The 22,028-nt window shown below is 50.1% G+C and carries 23 protein-coding genes; 21 read left to right on the plus strand and 2 right to left on the minus strand.

The genetic code is table 11. From position 1 onward, the window contains the following. Nucleotides 1-2 precede the first annotated feature (2 nt). Nucleotides 3-476, minus strand: coding sequence for a chemotaxis protein CheW (locus SH449x_RS22830; RefSeq protein ID WP_482378389.1), 474 nt, complete (start codon nucleotides 474-476; stop codon nucleotides 3-5). Between the two features lie 15 nt (nucleotides 477-491). Continuing rightward, complete coding sequence (locus SH449x_RS22835) at nucleotides 492-4,031, minus strand: hybrid sensor histidine kinase/response regulator (RefSeq protein ID WP_482378390.1); 3,540 nt, start codon at nucleotides 4,029-4,031, stop codon at nucleotides 492-494. Between the two features lie 412 nt (nucleotides 4,032-4,443). Between SH449x_RS22835 and SH449x_RS22840 the strand changes: the two genes are divergently transcribed. The 21 genes from SH449x_RS22840 to SH449x_RS22940 all read left to right on the plus strand — a co-directional run bounded on the left by SH449x_RS22840 (nucleotide 4,444) and on the right by SH449x_RS22940 (nucleotide 22,027). Further along, nucleotides 4,444-5,298 (plus strand): hypothetical protein, encoded by an 855-nt coding sequence (locus SH449x_RS22840; RefSeq protein WP_482378391.1) that lies wholly within the window; start codon nucleotides 4,444-4,446, stop codon nucleotides 5,296-5,298. A 4-nt stretch (nucleotides 5,299-5,302) separates the two neighbouring features. Then, nucleotides 5,303-5,953, plus strand: coding sequence for a biliverdin-producing heme oxygenase (locus tag SH449x_RS22845; protein ID WP_482378392.1), 651 nt, complete (start codon nucleotides 5,303-5,305; stop codon nucleotides 5,951-5,953). 68 nt (nucleotides 5,954-6,021) lie between these two features. Next, entirely contained in the window at nucleotides 6,022-6,798 is a 777-nt protein-coding gene (locus SH449x_RS22850) for a V4R domain-containing protein (RefSeq protein ID WP_482378393.1), read from the plus strand. Between the two features lie 73 nt (nucleotides 6,799-6,871). After that, nucleotides 6,872-7,960 carry a hypothetical protein gene (locus SH449x_RS22855; protein ID WP_482378394.1) on the plus strand — a complete coding sequence of 363 codons (1,089 nt, stop codon included), beginning with the start codon at nucleotides 6,872-6,874 and terminating at the stop codon, nucleotides 7,958-7,960. A 35-nt stretch (nucleotides 7,961-7,995) separates the two neighbouring features. After that, nucleotides 7,996-8,493 (plus strand): globin family protein, encoded by a 498-nt coding sequence (locus tag SH449x_RS22860; protein WP_482378395.1) that lies wholly within the window; start codon nucleotides 7,996-7,998, stop codon nucleotides 8,491-8,493. Between the two features lie 77 nt (nucleotides 8,494-8,570). Beyond that, nucleotides 8,571-9,224 carry a hypothetical protein gene (locus SH449x_RS22865; RefSeq protein WP_482378396.1) on the plus strand — a complete coding sequence of 218 codons (654 nt, stop codon included), beginning with the start codon at nucleotides 8,571-8,573 and terminating at the stop codon, nucleotides 9,222-9,224. A gap of 98 nt (nucleotides 9,225-9,322) precedes the next feature. Next, the gene (locus tag SH449x_RS22870) at nucleotides 9,323-11,725 is read left to right on the plus strand and encodes a regulator of G-protein signaling domain-containing protein (protein WP_482378397.1); all 2,403 of its coding nucleotides are present in this window, start codon (nucleotides 9,323-9,325) and stop codon (nucleotides 11,723-11,725) included. 78 nt (nucleotides 11,726-11,803) lie between these two features. Continuing rightward, entirely contained in the window at nucleotides 11,804-12,454 is a 651-nt protein-coding gene (locus SH449x_RS22875) for a hypothetical protein (protein ID WP_482378398.1), read from the plus strand. Nucleotides 12,455-12,622: 168 nt separating this feature from the next. Next, entirely contained in the window at nucleotides 12,623-13,174 is a 552-nt protein-coding gene (locus tag SH449x_RS22880; protein ID WP_482378399.1) for an Hsp20/alpha crystallin family protein, read from the plus strand. Nucleotides 13,175-13,235: 61 nt separating this feature from the next. After that, nucleotides 13,236-15,374: a CDC48 family AAA ATPase gene (locus SH449x_RS22885; protein ID WP_482378400.1), complete on the plus strand. Its 2,139-nt coding sequence runs from the start codon at nucleotides 13,236-13,238 to the stop codon at nucleotides 15,372-15,374. Continuing rightward, nucleotides 15,371-16,261 carry a GvpL/GvpF family gas vesicle protein gene (locus SH449x_RS22890; protein ID WP_482378401.1) on the plus strand — a complete coding sequence of 297 codons (891 nt, stop codon included), beginning with the start codon at nucleotides 15,371-15,373 and terminating at the stop codon, nucleotides 16,259-16,261. The genes SH449x_RS22885 and SH449x_RS22890 overlap by 4 nt, the downstream gene beginning before the upstream one ends. Continuing rightward, nucleotides 16,258-17,049 (plus strand): GvpL/GvpF family gas vesicle protein, encoded by a 792-nt coding sequence (locus SH449x_RS22895; protein ID WP_482378402.1) that lies wholly within the window; start codon nucleotides 16,258-16,260, stop codon nucleotides 17,047-17,049. The genes SH449x_RS22890 and SH449x_RS22895 overlap by 4 nt, the downstream gene beginning before the upstream one ends. A 244-nt stretch (nucleotides 17,050-17,293) precedes the next feature. Further along, nucleotides 17,294-17,512: a gas vesicle structural protein GvpA gene (gene gvpA / locus SH449x_RS22900; RefSeq protein WP_482378403.1), complete on the plus strand. Its 219-nt coding sequence runs from the start codon at nucleotides 17,294-17,296 to the stop codon at nucleotides 17,510-17,512. A 119-nt stretch (nucleotides 17,513-17,631) separates the two neighbouring features. Continuing rightward, entirely contained in the window at nucleotides 17,632-18,300 is a 669-nt protein-coding gene (locus SH449x_RS22905; protein WP_482378404.1) for a hypothetical protein, read from the plus strand. Between the two features lie 62 nt (nucleotides 18,301-18,362). Further along, nucleotides 18,363-19,682, plus strand: a complete 1,320-nt coding sequence (gvpN, locus tag SH449x_RS22910) for a gas vesicle protein GvpN (RefSeq protein WP_482378405.1) — start codon at nucleotides 18,363-18,365, stop codon at nucleotides 19,680-19,682. Nucleotides 19,683-19,723: 41 nt separating this feature from the next. Next, nucleotides 19,724-20,035: a hypothetical protein gene (locus SH449x_RS22915; RefSeq protein ID WP_482378406.1), complete on the plus strand. Its 312-nt coding sequence runs from the start codon at nucleotides 19,724-19,726 to the stop codon at nucleotides 20,033-20,035. Between the two features lie 18 nt (nucleotides 20,036-20,053). Continuing rightward, the gene (locus tag SH449x_RS22920) at nucleotides 20,054-20,818 is read left to right on the plus strand and encodes a GvpL/GvpF family gas vesicle protein (RefSeq protein WP_482378407.1); all 765 of its coding nucleotides are present in this window, start codon (nucleotides 20,054-20,056) and stop codon (nucleotides 20,816-20,818) included. 4 nt (nucleotides 20,819-20,822) lie between these two features. Continuing rightward, the gene (locus SH449x_RS22925; RefSeq protein WP_482378408.1) at nucleotides 20,823-21,044 is read left to right on the plus strand and encodes a gas vesicle protein GvpG; all 222 of its coding nucleotides are present in this window, start codon (nucleotides 20,823-20,825) and stop codon (nucleotides 21,042-21,044) included. Between the two features lie 32 nt (nucleotides 21,045-21,076). Next, nucleotides 21,077-21,310 (plus strand): gas vesicle protein, encoded by a 234-nt coding sequence (locus tag SH449x_RS22930; protein ID WP_482378409.1) that lies wholly within the window; start codon nucleotides 21,077-21,079, stop codon nucleotides 21,308-21,310. Continuing rightward, entirely contained in the window at nucleotides 21,307-21,645 is a 339-nt protein-coding gene (locus SH449x_RS22935) for a gas vesicle protein K (protein WP_482378410.1), read from the plus strand. Before SH449x_RS22930 ends, SH449x_RS22935 begins: the two co-directional genes overlap by 4 nt. 52 nt (nucleotides 21,646-21,697) lie before the next feature. Then, the gene (locus tag SH449x_RS22940) at nucleotides 21,698-22,027 is read left to right on the plus strand and encodes a gas vesicle protein (RefSeq protein ID WP_482378411.1); all 330 of its coding nucleotides are present in this window, start codon (nucleotides 21,698-21,700) and stop codon (nucleotides 22,025-22,027) included. Nucleotide 22,028 lies beyond the last annotated feature (1 nt).

The raw sequence follows: 22,028 nt of genomic DNA on the forward strand, positions 1-22,028 counted from the left end.
GGTCAAGCCTGCTCTTCTGGTTGAAGAAGGGTTTCAATCAATCTTTGGATGGAGATTAGTGTGAAGTACTTGTCCTCGACACCGATTACGCCATCAACGAAACGTTGATCGACGTGTGGTGGCGAAGGGTGAATTTCTTCATCGACGAGGTGATATATTTGTGAAACTGCATCTACGTTCAGAACGACGGGTTCCTCGAACGCGTACAGTCCGATGTCTCTGGCTTCCTTGACGAGTCGCTGGGATGTCTCGAGGAGTATCATCTCTCCCTGATCCGAGTTGGGGCGATCTGGAACATCGAAACAGCGACGCATATTGATAACGACGGCCGTTCTGCCTCGAATGTTGACCAGTCCGTCTATTCGCGGATCGGATCCGGGGACTTTGGTGATTGGAAGCGGTCGGAAATATTCTTCCACCAAAAGTGCCGGTACGGCGAAGGCTTCGTTCTTTATATGGAATGTGGAAATCTGCATGGTAACAGCCGTGTCTTATGGTTTCGATGGATTTCGTCGGATTTGTAAGCACTCTGCGACCGTGGAGCGAACGTGATTCTTATCAATCTTTATGACATAGCGATCAAAGCCAAGGCTTAAGCCCTTTTCGCGGAAGTGATCGTCCGAAAGCGTCGTCAGAGCAACTAGCGGCAATTGATCGAATCGCTTGTCTTCCCTGATTTTCGTAGCCAATTGAAAGCCATCCATGCGTGGCATATTGATGTCTGAGATGACTAGATCATATCGATTTGGCTCAGCACAGAGTCTTTCCCAAGCCTCTAGGCCATCCTCAACGACCTCGACAGTCCATTCTTCGCGAGTTATGTATTGGTTGATCAGTTTCCTAAAGAACAAGCTGTCTTCGGCGACGAGAATTTTCGCCGCTCGAGTCTTTTCATCCTGCCTCTTGATTTTGTCTGGTGCGTGTTTCTCGAACACGCTGAACACATCGAGCAGCATCACAAGATTGCCATTATGCAGGAAGGTTCCTACGATACCCTGATTATCATCTAGTCGTGATTCGAAATTATCATCAACCTCGATGACCGAGATGTTGGGGCCGGTCAAAACACCGATAGGATAGGTTACTGCTGCGGGCCTTATGAGACAGCAGTCTTTGTTTTCTTCATTGAATGCAGTGATTGGCAAGAAAGAGTCCAATCTCATAACCGAGATGGTTTCATTTTTTATTTGACAGTACTCTTTAGATCCTACGTTTCTTATCGAATCGAGGGAGATCCGTTCAATGATCGCTACAAGTTCCAGAGGTATTGCAAAAAACTCGGTATCGGAGTAGCTAAAGACCACCATTTTCTGCTTCGGTAGGTTCTTGCTAGGGCTCGTAGTCGCTACACCATTTGCATTTGCAGTTCGTCCGTTTTTCGGCTTCTTAGAATCAACAAAACGTAGGGAGAGTTTGTTAACTAGGCCATGGATATCGAGGATGAGAGAAACATTGCCAGTCCCCAAAACGGTATGCCCGGAAAAGACTCCACAGTTGGCCAACAGTTTAGGAGTAGCTCGTACGATGATCTCCTGAATACCGAGAACTCGATCAACAATGGCACCAAACTGATGCTTTCGGTATTGCAGTATTACCAAGCAACTCTGCTTGGTCCTCTGAAAGTTGTCCTCCATTCCGAGGGCATCTCTTAGATCTAGCAGTGCCACGAGCTGATCGCGGAGCTGGTAGACTTGCTCACCGTCCACCTGAAGTATATTTTCGATTGCCTTATCATCGTATTGGATGATCTCACTGATCGCAGTCTCAGGGATTGCAAATTGCTCACCCTGAATTTCGATCACCAGGGCTTTAGTCAGCGATGAGGAAACCAATGCCTTAGCCAATGGGAGGATGGCAGCAAAGGTTGCCCCAGATCCCACTTTCGTAGAAACATCGATCGTACCGCCAACAGCCTCGATATTGTTTCGAACAACGTCCATCCCCACGCCGCGTCCTGATACGTCGGTCGCTTGGTCTTTGGTCGAGAAACCTGGTTGGAAGATTAGCATGACCTTTTCATGGTCAGATAGCTGATTAGCTTGTTCCTGGGTAATCACCCCCTTGCTGACCGCTTTTTCGCAAACACGGGTGGCGCAGATCCCTCGACCATCGTCCTCAACGGCCAGTATGATCTCTCCGCTGTGAACGTAGGATTTAAGATAGATGTTTCCTTGACGATTTTTTCCCGCCGCTTCGCGCTCAGCTGGTGTTTCTAGTGCGTGATCTAACGAATTGCGAATCAAATGCGTCAGTGGGTCGGCAAAGCTCTCCAAAATGGTACGGTCGAGCTCTAGATCGCCCCCCTCGATATGAAGTGCCACTTCCTTTCCCAGCTGGCGGGACAGATCTCTAACAATCCGACGGTATCGTTCGAACAACGAACCGGTCGTCTGCATTCTCGTTTCAATGACGGTCTCATGGACACCGGTAATCGACTGAGACAGAGTTCGAAACGCAGAGCTGCCTCGGAAATCGAACTCATTCATGAGTTGATTCCGTGCCATTACCATCGTGCCCGTCCACTCGAGCAGCTTGGTCAAAATGTGAACAGGGACTCGCATCGACTGGTCAACAGCAGCCTTTTCACCACTTGCTTTTGCGTCTGGCTTGGCGGCGGGCTTGCTGTCCGCGCTGGCTGCTTGTCCAACTTTTGGAGCGACTGGTGCAATCGATGCGGCAGGCGGCTTGGGCTGTGCTGGAGCTGGGGAGATAACGGTAGCTGGTGGACTCACCGCGACGGCTGATGCCGCTGGCGCATGATTCTGTTCGGTGTTCTTTTGCCCACGTGGTGACTCTACGCTTGTTGACGAAGTATCGCTCGCCTTAAGATCTGCGATATCCATTTTTGTCACACACTCAGGCTTCAAATTGAAGTGGTCGCAGAGCATGTCCGCAGGCAGAACCGTCTCCAGGTAGAGAATACAGTTCCCTTTGTCCAGTGTGTCGATCTTGTCCTGAGGAATGGAGCTATGAAGAATCTTTCCCAAACTGGAAAAGCCTACAACAACCCCTTCTTTCACATCAATCGCTTGGCGAATCGCTTCGAGATCGAAAGCGAGACGATAAATAAACCCCTTTTTGGTATACGCTTGCTTGATCTTAGAGACGTCTTCATCGGTCAGAGTTGCAGGACTAGCTTCGGCTTGCTTCTTGTTAAGCGCAGCTTCTAGTTTCGCGAGAGGCTCGCGACAATCAAAGCTTGCCCCGATGTCATCCATCTGCAACATGGACTTTAAGGAGTCTACCGCAGCCAACACCGCGTCCGTGACAACGGCGGATGCAGACTCGGTGCCGTTTCGAACTCGATCGAGCAGGGACTCGGCTTTGTGAGCAACGGAAACCAGATTGTCCAGCTTTAGGAAAGTCGCATTCCCTTTGATCGTATGGACAGCACGGAAAATACGATTGACGAGTTCCGAATCTGTACCACCATCGGTCTCTAACGACAGGAGGTCGGTCTCTATGTCAATTAACCCCTGAAGCCCCTCCTCAACGAACTCGGCCAAAAGCTCGGGGTCCGCGTCCTCGGGGGCACCGCTCGATGCTGCCTGGGCTGGTGAAGCGGTCGCGGGTTCAGAAGTGGGCGCAGTTGGCTCAACAGCAGTTTCATCCGAAGCGGCGGTGGCCTCGTGAGATTCAGCGGATGGCATTCCGAGAACCTTGCTCAGTTTATTGGTAGCTTCTGACGGATCGTAGCTCTTACCGACATCGGGCTCATTAAGCATACCAACCAGATCGTCTACCGCTGCGAGAATTGCATCGGTCACTTCGGGGGTAGCCTGCCGATCACCACTTCGAATTTGATCTAGAAGGGTCTCTGCCAAATGACTCAATCGGACTAGATTATCGAGTCCCATATAAGAGCCAGTCCCCTTGATCGAATGAACCGCTCGGAAGATTCGATTGACCAACGCTTTGTCGTTGCCACCGTCAGATTCGAGAGACATCAAGTCTTGTTCGACACTGCTCAAGCCTTGCAAACTTTCAGTCACGAATTCGTTTAGCAATTCCGTATCTTGAAAGTTATCCATAGGTTGGTTGTCGACTATCGTTGCATGAGTCCGTCATGGCAGACTTGTTTTCCTAACCGCCACATCTCCACTGCTTCAGCATTACACTTACTTCGCGTTTTGCTTGGCTAAAAATCACTTCGCGTATTTAGTTTGCACGGAATTGCACTATGTGTTTCGCTAGTGCGCATACCGAGGGCGAGGGCGAGTAACGACCCGACTTACTTTGGCAAGTAAGGTTAATACCTACACATGTATTCAAAACCAAAGAAATACATGGCATGCAAGACAGAGGAGCGAATTCGCAAGGAAAAATGATGCGATTTGATTTGTTCAAATGACGATCACTCACAAGCGTACGCTCTGTTCATCCATGAGAGTAGCAGGAGCGTTTATGGATTTCGCATGCAAGAAATGATTGGTACCGATCGTCATGCACCCGACCTTTACCCTAGACTTTTTTCCTACCGAGTATTACTCGCGACCTCCGGTCGAAAGTCGAGGCACCGGCTTCATCTCCAGGCTCCTTACCGGCGTTCGTAGAAAGCCGCTCGAGCTGGTGCCTGTTTCGTTTAGCAAGCTGGTTGGCGAAACAAAGGAGCGTATGCGTTACCATGATGAGCAAACAACGACGATACCGGCCGACCTAGCACGGCGTGAATCGCTTCATGGCAAGATCGACCTTGAAGCTTACCAATGGGGGATTCTGGTTGGTGGCAAGGAACTCGCATCCCTCCGCATGGTCTATATTCATGGTCCGAAGAATCAGATCATCAACACGTGGATCTTTCCTAACAGGCCAAACCGCATGCCCGTCTATGCAGCTGAGCTGATTGCTGTCGGAACAGAGGTGCGGGTCGCCTTTGTCGATGTACAAGTCCCAGTTATCTCGGATGCATCTCTTCTCGAAGACACGCAATTCTTGACTGGGACCATAGCACCACGTTTTGCAGATTTACCCTGCAACGAATTACCACCGGACTGGGCCGTGGACGCTTCCCAAGGAAACTATACCTATGCTCGCAATATTCCCTCCACAAGCCTGCCTCATGTCGAGGACTGCTACTTAGCTTACATGGATGCCTATCTGTATGGCTATGCTGCGGGGAATGTCGCTTCCGAAATACTTGGACATAAGCGCGACGAAGCGTCCATTGATACCTTGCATCAGTATCAATATCACCACATGGAACACAGCCCCGGTAACAAATTCCTGAGCAAGCTTTTTGGGGCCGATTGGACTGAAAAGTTTATGAGAGACTTTCTTTTTGCGAAACCACAAGGATAAAGCAATGAGCGTAATGAATCTTGTTCGTTCTGCGATTTCAGCCTCGCACCATCAGATTGAGCAAACACCGTTTTCCACGGGAATGATGGATGGCAGGATCACAAAAGAGGACTACTCTCGCGGGCTATCTCAATTGTGGCACATCCACAAGGCATTGGAGTCAAGCGTTCAGACTTGCTCGCAAGCGGCGGAATTCTTTACCGATGAGATGATTCGTACAGATACGATTGCCCGCGACCTCAAAGCATTCGGTTTCCAGGTGGACAGCTTTGACGTCCTGCCAGAAACAGCCCTCATCACTGAGAAGATCAACGCCTGGGGAGCGACAGTTCCTCACGCATTATTGGGATGCATTTACATTCTTGAAGGATCTAGAATGGGTTCTCTCGTCATTGCCAAACCGCTTGGCCGCACTCTCGGTTTAACTGCTGGAGAAGTGTCAGGCCTCGAATACCACCTCGAGGGTGCAGCTCAGACTCCCGCTAGATTGCGAGAGTTTAAGGCTCGAGTGGACAGTGCTGGATTGGATGACCAAGCTGAGGCGGACCTAATCGAGGGCGCAGTTCAATTCATGGATATGCTCAACACACTCTATGAAGCTTTGCCTGTAAATGAGTACAGATCCGACGCATCTCAACACCGTATGACGGCTTAATTCAAAACAACGAAAAAAGTACCGGAGAATGTAATAGCCGGTAGAAAGATAAATTGGGATTCCAAGCCATGAGCACAGACCTATCCACCGAAGAGAAGACAAAACAGTTTGTTGAAATCTTATCAGGAACCCCGGACTCCAAATCGTTGGTGCGAATTCGGAATGAGAAGGCCGATGACAAAATTCGAGATTCCATTCGGATGACACCTGGTGTCCAGCCGTTCAAACACAACTACTATACTTCTGAGCAATTCTATCTGCGCGATCGTGAGCGTGGAATCATCACCAACGTCTATGGTCAACGAGTTCTACGTGTGACGGAAGACTTTATTACAGGGGTACTTGGAGGACTAGAGGATGAGGTCGGCGACCGTGCTGGGATGGTTATGTATGAAACCGGCTATGCATGGGGTATGGAGGACATGCGCAACTTTGTGAAGCGTTCCCAAGGCGAGTTCGAGGTGGATTTCAACAAAATGGGAATGGGGATGATGCTCGAAACCTGGTGGTGGCCCCTTACGATTGAGGGCTGGGGCACTTGGCAATTCGATTTCCGCGAGGCCAAACGGGACATGCTCTTCATCGAGCTCTATGAATCCGCAGTCGCAAAGACGCTTGGTGACATCGGTGCGGTCGTTTGTTATTTCTACGCGGGTCTATTCTCTGCTGTGTTTAGCGTTTTGAGTCGAAAGGACTTCGGATGTGTGGAGATACAGTGCTACGCCATGGGGGCTGACCACTGCAAGTTCCTCATCTCTCATGCGGAAAGAGTTAATGCTGCCGCCTTCTGGCGAAGCCAAGGTGCGACGGGCAAGGATATTATGAAAAAGGTTCGTAGCACATAAGGTCGGAGGCACAGTACTCTTCCTGGCAACAACGCAACTATGATCAAGCTGGATTAAGGAACCGATTAGAAACATGACGTCTGAAACACAAAACCCAAGCAGCCCATCGACGACGGCGCGATCCACTCTAGGATCGCTTCAGGCGTTGAATCTTGGTTCTTTGCTGGTCGGACAGTTGGGGCAAGCGATCAATTGGGGAAATGCCAACAATTTCCAGATTCCGGATTGTAAGCCATGGGTTGAGCTGCCCAGTTCCGTTTCCAACCCTCAGGATACAGTGGAATCGCCCCCTGTCTCGATGACAGCCCAGCCCGCTAGTGAGACTCAGACCAGTGCCGACATCCCAGCGCCAACCGCAGTCGAGGAAACGGTTCTCGTTGAGAAAACTGAAGACACTATTGAAACAGAAGAGGCACCTCCTCAGGTTGTTTCTCAAGATGACAAAGAATCGGAGGTCGATGTCGACCACTCAATCGATGTGGAAGCGAAGGAAGAACCTGCGGCAGCCGTTAGTTCGCCTGAACCAGTGGTAGAACAAATCGAAGCTAACCAACCTGAAGTCGTGGTTCAATCTTCAGAACCCGACTCGGAACCCAGGCTCGAAACGCCGACAGGAGCCGAAATCAAATCGGAAGTCGAGCCTACAGAACTTGCCCCCCAAGATGTTGAAGCCAAAGAGGCGATCCCTGAGCAATCAGCCCAATCGGACGACTTAACGCCTGAACCAACTGTAGAGCGACCAGCAATGAATGCGGCTGCAAAAGTCGCACCAATACCGGAACCAAAACGGCAGCCAGTTGCCGAGGTAGTGGCCGCTGCACCAACCGAACCAGAAGTTCACAAGCCGGTCCCCGCCCTGCAGCCCAAATCAATCGTAGAGAGCCGACCTGTCCGCAAAGTTCCTTTACCGAACTTACAAGGTGCGGCAGGTAGACCACCACACGCGGTCACGACAACCCGCCCTCATTCCACTGATACGGACGACGCTTATCTCACACAATTGGAACGTTTGGTACTCGAGCTCAACATGGAGCTCGCGAGGGTTCGGGGAGAGCAAAGCGACGTCGATCCGATGGAGCAAATGGCCAATCGCATCATTGCGTTAAACCTAGAAAATCTTGCCTTGCGTGAGCAATTGCAGCACGCGTCCCGTCCCAGTTAATCTAGAAAGTCGAAATACACTTTAGGCCTTGAACTATGAACAATCGAATATCGGAGTTATTAATTGGCAGTGACAGTCGTTACCTCACTCCTGAAGAAAGGCAGGAGGTACTCGACTATACCAATGGCTTTCCCGAACGATTTCGGATTCTTGGTTTAATCGAATCCAATGAGGAAGCGGCCGTCCGGTTTTGCATCGATAACACTCGAAAACGATACCCAAACTTTGACAAGTATCACGGCAGTGCTTGGGCGAAGGCATTTCGAGACGTGCAGCTCACCACGCGATTCATGGCACAAGCGATGCTGCTCGATGACATGTCAATTCTGGAAGAAAAGCTATTGTTCTGGTTAAGAACGATCCTGGCAGGATTGAACTTTACTCCTGAGTTTAACAGAGATACCTACACGTATCTCAAGCAGGGGTTTCGTCAAAGCTTGCCACCGGATGCTTTTGCAGTATTTGAACCATTTCTCAACAGAACCATTGAGGTGATGTCCGATTTCCCCGCGCCAGCAACACCAGCGGTTTAGCGAATAGGTTAGAAACAGGATCATTAGATTTTTTTGTACATTATAGATTTTGTGAGAAGAGGCTTAAAGAGCGAACAATGACAAACACAACCGAATTGGAGTTTCGAAACTACTACGTTGAAAGGTTGTATATGACGGCCAATGTTGAGACCGGTGTGCTGGTCAATCGCTCTGGACGGCGAATGATTGCCTTGACTAACGACTTTCTATTAGGGCTGCACCGCGCTTTAGAAAAAGAGTGTGGAGACCGCGTAGAACAGGTACTTTATCATTGCGGCCGCAAGTGGGGACGCAACTTTGGCAAGGGGCTCGACGACGCTTGGTCTGAGTTTTATCAGTTGCCACTCAAAGACTTTCCGCTTGCATTCTTTCAAAGCCTGATTGGTCAGGAATTCGGGCACAACGGATGGGGGCTTCTCTCCCTGGATTACACTCACTTTGCTATGGGTGTCATCGATCTCTCGCTCGAGGGGGCCATCATGGCTGACATCACCGAAGGAAAGATCACCTATCCAGCAGACATACTCACCGCAGGGATTTTGGCTGGCATGTTCTCGCATTTTATAGCGAGAGACGTCGACTGCTATCAGTCCCAGTGTGCAAAGGACGGTTTCAGCGCAAGCCGCTTTTTGCTCTCCGATCCAAAGCGAATCGAGTCACTTCGCGCTTGGAAAACCAGCCCCAAATCTCACGCCGAAATTTTAAACCACCTACTTACTCTACAGTCTTAAACAGATGAGCAAGTTCTGTCAGTGGTCTCGAATGGCATTCCTACCACGTTGAAACCAGCAGAGCCAATGCATCTGACCAAAAAACAGAAGGAAGAATTATGAATAGCGCATTTTCCAAAGTAATGTCCGGGGCAGAAGGTCGCTACTTTACGTCCCTTGAAAGCGAGCAGGCACTGGGCTCTTCATTGGAACTTCCTCATCGGATGCTGATTTCAAAATGGATTCAGCAATTTGAGTTTGAGATCGTGGATTATGCCACTCACGCATTTTGCGATATAACCCCAGATTTTGATGGGCCGAGCGGATCAATGCGTCGTAAGAAGGGGCATCAAGACGGGCGGATCCTGCTCCGATACGCCGCACAAGCTGTTCGTGAAGGTTCATGCGAGATCGCGTTTGAGAAGGTCTTGTCGTGGCTTGTTGGACATTTGGATGCAGCCAATGTTACAGGACATCACATGGAGGTCTTTTTGCACTTCCTCCAACAAGGAACCCATCGCGAGCTGCCCGCGAATGCACATCCATTTGTGGACACCGTCTTTGAAGAGATGATCGCATTTGTTCGCCAAGCATCGTACAGCGGCACCATCCAACGAGCGCACCGTCGCATTGCGGAATTCGCAGCTGAACGCGTTATGGCAATCATGCCTGAGGTAAAGGCGCAGTATGGAGTCTCAAGCGTTTCCAAATGCAAGAGAGACTTTGAGCTTCTTATCAAAGAAGTCGCTCGGGTAATGAAGAGTCCCAACCCGATGGAAATGAAGAAGCAGTTCGCCGGTTGGTTGATCGAGCGGTTGATGAGCCAAGTCGAGTACAATCACGAGGTTTGGTACTGGTCATTCTTGGCACTTCGCGAAGGAATCGTAGAGTGCTGCGGTCCTGAAGCAGCTATGGCGGTCAGCGATCTCTTCGAAACGATGGCCGATAGTTCCAACAACCTGCTACAGGCAGTGCGTTTGACAACCAATGCGGGAGAGATTGCAGATGCCGCTGCCGCTAAGATGCTAGAACGTGGTGAGTCACTCGGTCTGTTGCGAACCGATGAGTTTCAAACCGCAGTTTCTATGGCAAATCGACAACTCATCACCGAGCTATCAATTTTGCATGCGTGCGGAACGGGTGAGATCCCAGCAGAACAGCTTGCCAGCGTCTGGTGTAATACGGTCCTCCCGACCATGCCATCGACACATTCCGGGTTCCTTGCCTCGAGTTTGAAAACGTTGCTGGAGGTTGTGGATGGGCGTTGGAAGGATGACACGGCTAAGGTGTTCCGACATTCAATACTACAACTTGTCGAGGTCGCACGTCGAACCGAAGGAGCGATGAGATTAGCAGAGGTTGTTGACAAAATTTCTGTTGAGTCTGCCAATTGGGCCATCGAAACGTTTAGCCAATTTGCGGCGGACAAGCGTGCCGGTTACCGCGACATTCGCTTGGTCCTCTCCAAGATTGTGCAGTTGATTCCCGCTGGTCCATCGAGTGTCAATGGATATGAGTTCCGGGCTTACATAGCGAAATACTTGCTCCCGAACTTACCATTCAACGTAGGGATTCTCAAACAGGTTTACGATCGAGTCATCCGCATTATCGAGACTCATGCAGATCCCGAGGATGCGAAAGTGGCACGATGCTATCTGGAGGAAGCGATGGGCTGCTTTGATCGACACGCGAAACTGCACGCAGTCGCAGCTCATGCGGATCGATTTGCAATTTCTGCCGTGGAACGAGGATATCAGGCTTCTCCAAGGCATGAGAGCCTGGAGCGGGGAGGAGTCAAGGCAGGTCGTCGAGATGGCAAGCTGCTAATCCAAAAGACGATTGAAGCAGCCATTATAGGCGGTGGAGCAGCGGAGGCTGCTTTGCATGAATATTTCCAAGCGGAACAAATCCGATTCAGCAAGCTGCCCGGCTCGGTTGTCGTAGAGTTTTTGAGAGGCATGCTCGAGCAATTGCGAGAGTACCCAGAAATCGCAGAGTTATTGATGGGTCTCGCGTCCGCTGCACCAGCTTATACCGGTGCATTAAGAATCAACGCACATAGCAGCGCGATGGCAGAACGGATTTCTACCGCTTCCGTAAACTCTTCACCAGCTTACAAAGAGCAATTGGGTGAACGCGGACTAGAAGCTTGCATACGAGACAACTCCGTGATGCTGAGAGGGCTCGCTAGTCACCTAATGTCCTCGCCTGGTGACGTTTCTCGGTTCAAAGCTTGGTGGAGAAAGAGAATCGGTCAAAACATTGTGGCCAGACCGGAGAATTTCGAATCCAATTCACCGTGTGCAAAGGCCAACTTTAACGAGCTGATTAACGCAATCTGGGATACCCTCGATCGCGATGAAGCAGAAACGATTGAGATGTATCTGAACCAGATTTTCGTGAACACCGGCACGAGCGGGGCGACTGAAAGATCCGGTGCCAACAGACGTTTCGTTTCGACCGCCAACCTAGCGGCATCAATTCAGCCGGTTTCGTTTGCCGATGTGGCTGCTATGAAGTAGTCTGTCAGTAGGCAGGCTGCCAGCTTGTCCGCCAACCTTCCTCCGAGGCTGGCAGCCTTACCTATGGTGACCCAAGCGATGCGACACCTAAAAATCATTCCGATTATTCATTCGCGACATGATCTAGGTTCCCTGGAACAATCGGTTCGTATCGCAAAAAGCCAGTCGATGCGCGAGTCCGCAGTCGAGAAGCAACAAAACGTCGTTGACCAGTTTTGGAGCCAACTCCAGGCAGGTATCGAAGGTTGGGGACTCGAGTACGCAAAGACGATTCTTTACCAAGATGCCCTGCCGTTTACCGGTCATCCAGAGCAAATCATCGAACATAAGATTGTTCAGGAATTAGCGGCAAAAGGGAGCACTAACCACCTGATACTAAAGTGGTTACTGGAAAAAGGGGCCCACTTAAGAGGGACAGAATCGCCTGAGTTGCTGCTAAAGGAATATGAGGCCGTGAAGAAGGCTCTCTCGCAGGGCTTGTACTCCGACATTGACGAGCCAGCTGACGTCGACCCAAACGTTGAAGCAAAATTCCTTTTGGAAAAACGAGATCGATTTATAGCGGATCGAATCTCCGAGACTTTACCCGTTGACCATATCGGTATACTTTTTGTCGGCTTACAGCATCGAGTTCAGGATTTTCTACCAGACGACGTCGATGTCGATTTTCCGTTTGGCAAGCCCAGAGATAATCAGGGCGTTGCGGTCCGTGAGGCGCGTGCTTCGTAAGGATATCCCGTATGAAGCGTGTACCAAGAATGCCGATTCTTTAGGCGAGAGGAACCGCCATACGTGCAAAATAGGCATTCCATTGCACACTTTGATTTGCCAAGCCCCAAAACAAACCGACTCTCCTAACACGCACATTCCCGACTTATTGCAGGAGATAGATTGACGATGAGTGAAAAAGAAGAAACCAAGCCTAATGAGACGATGCCGGATTTATCCGGCATGCTTGGAATCGGGGGGATTTTCGACGGCGTCTCGAACTTGATAAACAAGTTCGGTGATTTGGCGGAGAAAGGGGAAGCATTCCGCAGTGCGATGAATCAAGGGGAAACGGCCTCAGGCAAGAAATTCAACACCTCGTTCGGAATGAACGTAAGGTTCGGGCCAGGTCGGGACGGAGATGCAGATAGAGAGATCAAGCCCGTTGCTAAACCAGCCAAACGCGAGACCGACGCGCCTAGTAGCAGCGTCCCTCGGATCCGCGAACCACATGTTGAGATCTTCGACGAAGGAGATCATGTTCAAGTAATCGCCGAGATGCCTGGCGTATCTAGCGAGAACATCAGCCTTTCCTTCGATGGCAAGAAGCTTCATATGCATGGTGTGAGCAAAGTTGCTGAGTTCAAAAAAGAATTGGAATTGCCGCGAGAATTTGGTCCCGATCAGGTATCGATCGCGGCGAACAATGGCGTGGTTGAGATTCGTTTAACGAATCCGTAGAACAATCCTCAACCGATCATAACGGATTGAATAACGATTACCCACGGAAACGGGTTGTGCAATGGATGCAGGAATCAAGGTACGTCTACGAGTTGTCGAAGCAGCCAGCAGAGACGTAGGTAGAGGATTGGTAAGGTTAGATCCCGCTGACATGGAGTCGGTGGGAGTAAGAACTGGCGATATTGTCTTGATCACCGGCAAGCGATCGACGGTTGCAAAGGTTATGCCTGCGCATAAGGACAGCAGAGGCCAATCCTGGATCCAATTGGATGGAGTGCTTCGCGAGTCGGCAGCTTGCAGCATCGATGATCTCATCGAGATTGAAAAAACCGATTTTTGCGACGCTGAGCAGGTCACCATAAGACCTCGGAAAATTCGTCCTGTCGAACGCGACTTGGACTACATAGCTTCTTTAGTAGATGGATTACCCGTTCAAAAGGGGAGCGTAATCCGCGCAATTCTATTCGGCAACGAGTCTATCGACTTCGACGTCCAGGCTGCTAGCCCCGACGGCCCTGTCTTGATAACCCCGAATACGAAGCTACTGATTGAACAGTGCGCTGAAGAAGGCGGAAACAGAGCCCCCTCCTATGAAGATGTAGGAGGTGCCAAAGCTCAGTTGCAGAGAATTCGCGAGATAATCGAATTGCCACTGAAATTTCCGGAGGTTTTCGAGCGTTTAGGTGTCAGCGCACCGCGTGGCGTATTGCTGTACGGTCCACCAGGTTGCGGCAAAACCTTGATCGCACGGGCGATCGCTCAAGAAGCCGATGCAAAATTCTTTGTGATCAGCGGACCGGAGATCATTCACAAGCACTATGGCGAGAGCGAGGCGCACCTCAGAAAGATCTTCGAACAGGCCAGTAAGCAAGGGCCAAGCATCATATTTCTAGACGAGATCGATGCGATCGCTCCGAAGCGAGAGAATGCAGCAGGGGATGTGGAACGTCGCGTCGTCGCGCAGCTACTTACCTTGATGGATGGCTTGAAGCAACGCGAAAACGTTATCGTCATTGCAGCCACAAATCTGCCCAACTCGATCGACCCTGCACTGCGACGTCCAGGCCGTTTCGACCGAGAGATTGAGATTACGATCCCAGACCGCTCGGAACGTCTTCATATCCTCGAAATTCATACACGCGGAATGCCGCTAGAAGACGATGTCGATCTCAGACATCTAGCATCCATCACCCATGGATTTGTGGGAGCCGACTTAGAAGCATTGTGCCGTGAAGCGGCCATGGTTTGCCTTCGAAAGTTGCTGGATCGCATCGATTTGGGACAGAAGAGGATTCCTTACAATCAGTTGGCTTCCATTCGAGTCACTATGGCGGAGTTCCTGCAAGGATTTCAGTCCGTAGAACCATCCGCCATCCGAGAGGTGTTCGTCGAGGTACCCAATGTCTATTGGGACGATGTCGGTGGCTTGGAATCGATTAAACAGCAGCTTCGCGAAGCCATCCTTTGGCCTCTAAAATATGAGTCCCTCTTTTCACAAGCCAAGGTGAAACCAGCTCGAGGAGTCCTGCTGGCCGGTCCGCCGGGAGTAGGCAAAACGATGATTGCCAAAGCTGCCGCCACCGAAAGCCAAGTTAATTTCATCTCCGTAAAAGGCCCCGAGCTCCTGTCTAAGTTCGTGGGTGAGTCGGAACGAGCCATTCGTAACATATTCAGCAAGGCTCGCCAAGCAGCTCCCTGTTTGATGTTCTTTGATGAGATTGATGGTCTCTGTGCGACTAGGCAATCGGGTACGCAGGATTCGGGTGTTGCAGGACGCGTTCTCAGTCAATTTCTATCTGAGATGGATGGCATCGAGGAGATGAATGGAGTGTTTGTCCTCGCCGCGACGAATCGTCCCGACATGGTCGACCCCGCGTTAAGGCGATATGGACGCTTTGAACAGACCATCGAGGTCGGACTTCCAGACAGAGAAAGTCGCAAAGCCATCCTGAACGTCCATTTGAAGATTCGACCTCTTGCCGAGAAGCTCGATTTAAATGATCTCGCTGACCAAACAGAAGGTTTCTCGGGTGCAGATTTGGCGTCAATATGCAGCATGGCCGCTCGGGCTAGCATCCGGCGGGTCGTCGATCAAATCCAGGACTCTACCAAATCGACCCCCAGCGTGTTGATTACCAAGGAGGACATCATGGAGAGTCTACTTCAGGTCAAGGATGGCAAGAAAGGAAAGTCCGAATGAACGAAGCACTTTATCTCTTAGGTTTTTCTCCGAAACTGAACGGCTGTTCCGAACGAACAAAGTCATCATTACAGATTTTAAATGATTCTGGTGAACCCGCTAACGCACCATGTTACGACCCACACACACTTATGCTGTGCGAATTGTTCGAAATCGAACAACTCAAAGTTGGCCCAACCATCGCGTGGTACAGACGTATTGATCGAACCGACTTCGAAGGTGAAGCCGGAGAAAAAAATCTAGCAGATATCAATTGGCTTACCCCGCGAGTCATGGCACACGAAGAGGCGGTTAGTCAACTAAGTTCCCAGTCAGCCTTCTTCCCATCGCGGTTCGGAACATTGTTCTCGTCGGAATCGTCCCTTTACGGCTTTACGCAAAGTGCGACACCTCAGTTGCTCGAATTTTTTGGACGTATTGGAGGTAAGCGAGAATGGGGGCTCAAGTTTTTTGGTGACACTGCTCACGCAGCTAAGCTTATTGCATCGCGCGACGGACTCATCCAAGACGGCAGTCCTATGCGAGGTGCAAACTATCTAAGATTTAAGCAGCTTCAGCGAGAACTAACACGATCGCAATCTCAATTCTTTGTGGAAGCAATGGAGCAAGCCATCGGGTCCGTCACGGAATCCTTCCCTGAGCATGTTATTCGACCAATACGATCTGTCACAAAGAATGAAGGGCATGATGAATTGGTTGGCAATCTAGCTGTCTTAGTATCCGATCTGTTTTCGGACTCCTTGGCTGCTTGGATCAAGGCATGGAATGAAAGCTCTTTCCAAACGACCGCACTGCGTGCCGAATTAACTGGACCATGGCCTGCATACAGTTTCTGTCCGTCCCTTTCGAGTCCAAGTAAATCGGATTCTGAGAGGGCAGTAGCATGAGTTATAAACAGTACTCAACGTCGGATGTGAGCGGTGATCGATGGATGCTCGTCGCCGTTGCGAAAAAAGCGGCCGATTTAAGAATCTTTCCAGACAACGAACACTGTTTGTCTGGAGCAGAGGTGATCGAAGTCTCTAACCTAAAAATCGTTGCGAAAAGAATACTCCACAACGATACCTCAACGCTGACCTCAGAATTAGCGGTCCATTCTTTTAGTGAAGCAATGAACTATTTGCATGCGTCAGCTGATATTCTTCCGGTTCGTTTTGGTGTTATCCTCTCCCAACAAGAGATCGTTTCGAGCATTTTTGAAAACGAAGCAGAATATCTCGCCACTTTGAATCGTATCGAGAATTGCTCGGAACTGAATATCAGGTGGGCCATTCCTGAGCCTACGATATCAAAAGATTCTAGTATGCAAGTCAGCGATCATCGGCTTCGACAAAGTGGGGGCACTTATCTGCGGCGAAAGTTAGAACACAAACGCAAAGAGTCGCAGGTGCAGGGCGATCTCGATCTTCTATATTCACAATTCAGGGAGCGGTATCCTGATGCCATACAAAACTCGAGCACCTCAGTAGGCAACCTGAAGGTGGTCGACGGGCATCATGGCGACCAGACGTACACCATAGCAAAGCTGAATCTATTGGTTCGTCGCTCGGCCGTACGTTCCCTACTCAGTTTATCGAAACAGTTGTTGTTGCGTCACGAACCACCCACGGTAGCTTCTGGACCGTGGCCTCCGTTTTCGTTTATGGAATCGGAGGGAATTAGCAAAGCTGCATAATCCATGCAAAGGTGTGCAAATACACTTTACAAGGAAGCGGTTAGCTAAACCAGAAGCAATATTACGTGTAGATCGTTTGCGTAGGCTGCTGTCCTTTCGTGGAAAGTAGCAAGTATGCAAAGGAAATGCTCTCATTCACCGACTAGCCCGAGTCAAAGCCTCAGAACGGTTGGTGAAATAGTACTCGTTGTACTCGAGAGTGATAGTCAATATGTGTTTCTCTAGTATTGCAGGAGAATTTGAAGTGGCATCAGTACAAAAAACAACCGATTCGTCGAGCTTGGCAGAAGTTGTTGACCGCATCCTCGATAAAGGTGTCGTGATCGACGTTTGGGCCAAGGTATCTCTCGTTGGTATCGAATTGCTCTCCGTTGAAGCTCGGGTTGTCATCGCATCGGTTGAAACCTACCTGAAGTATGCTGAAGCGATCGGCTTGACTGCAACTGCAGCAGCTCCAGCTTAGTGCATTCCGAAAACTCGAGACCAGGCCGGTCCCACGATTGGAACGATTGAATCTATCGTCGGGACCGGTCTTGTTCTCGGTTTCTATTTTTTGAATTAGGTTGTTTTGAGAGGCAGAGAATGGCTAGTTTTCGCGAACAGATGCAACGATTAGCGGACAACATTGCAAGATCCAGAACCGAGCGCAAAGCATTTCTAGAAAGCAATCAGAAAGAATGCTCGAGAATGCGTCGCGAGTTGAGCGACCAGCGCAAACAGATGAAAATGGAGCTTGCACAGGAAGCCAAGACGCTTGGTAAGCAACTGGCCACCTTTAAGCGAGACAATCAGAAAGAGGTCCAAAGAACCCTTCGCGATCTGAGAAACACAAGACTCAGAGATTCGCGAAATTCCAAGGCACAATTGAAACAAGAGATCCTCAGGAACAGGCGAGAAATAGCCCGGTTCCTTCGGCAAAACAACAGCGATCGAAAGCGTTCAGCGCGGCACCAGGATCGGGCCTCTGCGGCAACGATTCAATCCATCCGATCGCAGGTCCAACGCATACGATCCGAGACAAAACGCATGACAAAAACATTGTCCCGCGACCGCAGTGATGCGAGACAGATTTGGCTTCGACTTCGAAACAAAACGACTTCGAGACGCGACATTACACCGTCGCCACAGATTAGCGAACCATCGCTGAACGGTTCCGTCGAGACGGTCTCTAGCTTGGAAAGTGTGGCAGTAAGCGTGAGAATTCCAGACCTTCCGTTGCCCCCCGTTATGGTCCCCCAGGGTGTCTCTTGAGCTTTTGGATCCGAAGCGTTAACTGAACCAGTTCCCACTTTCAAGTAAAGAATACGATCACCATGCACGAGGCATCACCACATCGCGGCGGAGCGGCACCTAAGATTTTGAGCGGAATCCCGGCCCAATCTCAATCTTCAGACTTTATTCCGCAGCCGGGGCCTGATTTCGTTGCGACCGACGCGATCAAAGAGATTACTGATCGTGCATTGGCTTATATTGAAATTGGATATGCAGTCCATTTGTCCGGTCCTGCCGGGACGGGGAAGACGACGCTGGCTTTGCATATTGCCTCAAAAATTGGTAGGCGATGCACCTTATTGCACGGCGACGATGAACTGAGAGGTTCCGATCTTCTTGGTAAGGATGCTGGCTTTCGACGACAATCTGTTCGAGACAACTATGTTAGCTCGATCCTGAAGACCGAAGAGACGGTTTCGCTCATGTGGAGCAACAACAGACTCACAACGGCCTGCGAACAGGGGCATACCGTCATCTATGATGAATTTACTCGATCACCCGCTGCCGCGAACAATGCCTTTTTGAGTATTCTCGAGGAGGGTATACTTAATATCCCATCTTCAGGGCAAGAAAAGAATATTATCCGCGTTCATCCCAATTTTCGGGCTATCTTTACGTCCAATCCAGAAGAGTATGTTGGGGTTCACAAGTCTCAGGATGCACTCTTGGATCGGATGATTACCCTAGAGGTGTCCCACCAGGATCGAGAGACAGAGATCGCGATCGTTCGTGCCAAGAGCAATCGCTCTCAGGAAGATATTTCGCGAATTGTGGATATCATCCGAACAATGCGAGAGCGATTCGGAGGGAAGAATGGGCCGACGATTCGAGCAGCCTTGGCGATTGCAAGAATCCTTGATCATCGCAAGGCTATGGTCTCTTGCGACGATCCCATCTTTATGGCGACATGTAAAGATGTTCTTTTCTATAACTCCTCCAGACAATCTTCAAAGCCATTTACCGCTTCCGATTTTGAATCTATTATTCGAGGGCTCACGACAGGTGGCCGTGAAGCTAAAGGAAGCATACCGAAGGTCAGTACAAATACACTCTCACCAAAAGCCGCAGCCAAGATAGATCTGCCGAGATCAATTGAACCTAGCCTACGGTTAGATGCTCGACTCGATGATCTCGAAAGCAAGATTCAGACGGCCAGCGTCCCACGATCTGCAGAGTTTGCACTCGACGCTAAAAATGATGTAGACAGTTCCATTCTGGAAAAGAAATCTGAGCAGGAAAATTGTGCCGATGAGGTAACCAGCATCGACATAATTCGCGATAACGCTAATCGTCGCTTGCCACGGCCACCTGCATTTGATTCCAACGGTTTCTCGAGTGCACTGCTGACCGTGAAGAAGTAGTTCTTCCTCACCATTACTTGCACCGAACTGGATTTTGATCCATGAGAAACTCCTCGACAAGACGTGGACTGCATAGCATGCGCACGCGAGCGTCCAGAAAGGCCGTCGCTTCGCTCAAAACCCCAGAGTTGTACCTTAAGCTAACGTCGCTTGAGATCGAGCGATCTCGGCGGGCTCACGAGCTCGAGAGTCTCCTGGAGAGGGCAAGTAGACTTTCCGCTAGGATCCAATCGATAGTCCTGGAGCAACAGGAGCTCCAGAGTCGGATTGCTGCGCAACAGAGCGAAAGCCAGATCCAACCAGGGGCGGGTGAAACCCAAGCCCATGATCGTTCCATCGAATTCACCTACTAGAACTACGGAGAGTTTATAATGTCGAACCAAACGGAAACAGCAACCGGTTTCTACGTGTACTCATTCCTTAATGCATCGGATGGTGAAGCCGTTCTTTCTGAAAAGTTGACCGGTATTGAAGAAGCGGAATTGACCATTATCGAGCGAGGTGACGTTGCCGTCGCAGTTTCGCCGATCGTTCCGCGAAAGATTCGCCCCCAAAGGAAATTCCTAGCTGCCCACCAAGAGATCGTGACGCACCTGGCAAAGCATTGGAGCATGCTGCCTGTTTCCTTTGGACTAATAGCGGATGATCTGGAACAAGTACACCATATTCTCGATGGGAACCGCGAGGTCTTACTCGACCAACTCGATAAAGTTGGCGGCCATGTAGAGATGACGGTCACGCTCAAATGGACGGCCGAGAATGTTGCTCAATACTTTGTGGAGCGATATCCCGAGCTACAAGCGGCCCGGGCCTTGATCGTTGAGGGTAGGGCAACCCGCGAAGATCAGATCGAAATGGGGCGAATCTACGAAGCCTTAATCAATGAGGAGCGGACTAATCACTCTCAAGTATTTCTGGATGGATTAACGCCGATTTCACGTGAGCTACAGGTACAGCCAACTCGCGATGACTCCGATGTGATGCGATTGGCATGCTTAATCCATCGCGATCGCGAGGAAGAGTTTAACGCTGCGGTTTACAAGATTGCGGAACAATTCACCGATGAGTTCGCAATCACTTTCAACGGGCCTTGGCCTCCCTACAGCTTCGTCAAGCTAGCACTCTCAATGGACTAGCATTATGTTCTATATCGATGATCTTCTGATGTCTCCGTTCAAAGGCTTTCTATTCATTGCGAAGGAAGTCGCCAAGGCGGTTGATCAAGAGAAAGAAAACCAACGAGCGAACAACATGGCGCAGTTATCTGCTCTGCATGCCATGCTCGAAGCTGGAGAAATCACAGAGGATGAGTTTGACGCACGCGAAGCAGAGTTGCTAGATCTGCTCGAATCAGAAGACTAATCAGAACACGACATGCCAAAAGGATTTGGAACATGAACAGCAACCAGGAACGGCTTAAAGAGAACATCTCACTTTGTGATGCAATCGATCGATTGCTCAACAAAGGAGTCGTAGTAACAGGTGACATAACGGTCTCCGTCGCTGGTGTTGACCTTTTGTATGTCGGGCTACGTGCACTGGTGGTCGCCATTGATGCTATGGACGAAATGCCCCCCAGCCTAACCCATGGCCAGAGACCACGCAACACAACGGGGGTTGCAGCATGAGTGATCCAAATTCTGCCACCTTTTCACCGGATATGGAACTCGCCCAAGCCATGATGGCGTCGGCTGCTGCTTCGCGTAGAGTCGAACTGAATGCTGAGAATGCAGCAACCGGGCTAGGGAGATTGGCGGTTACCATCGTCAATTTACTACACGAGTTGCTCGAGAGGCAAGCTATTCGCCGTATGGAAAAAGGGACTCTAAGCGATGATGAGATAGAGCGGCTCGGCGACTGCTTGATGAAACAATCTGAGGCAATTGATACCCTTTGCGTCGCATTTGGAATCGGTCGAGAGGACCTCAACATGGACCTCGGGCCTTTGGGCAAACTACTGTAACGATCCACTATCAACGCTCGAACCAATACACAAATCAACGGAGTGAAATGAGATGAGTACAACCCGAATTCCAACCGCGACTGCGTCGACATCTATTGCTGACATATTAGAACGCGTTCTCGATATGGGGGTGGTGATCGCTGGAGATATTCGCATCAAGCTTGTTGATATCGAACTACTCACGATACAAATCCGCTTAGTCGTTTGCTCTGTAGAAAAAGCCCGCGAGATTGGCATGGACTGGTGGAATCTCGCGATCGAGAAGAAGGGAACCGAAGCGGAGGAGATGGTAAAGTCCGATGCTGCCATGCTCGCTTCGCGACTCGAAGCGATGGAACAGCGACTTAAGGATATGGAACGCGTTAACGCAAAAGTTCGATAGA

The sequence above is a fragment of the Brakhagea baltica genome (assembly GCF_052161605.1).
GTDB lineage: Bacteria > Planctomycetota > Planctomycetia > Pirellulales > Pirellulaceae > JBKCUI01.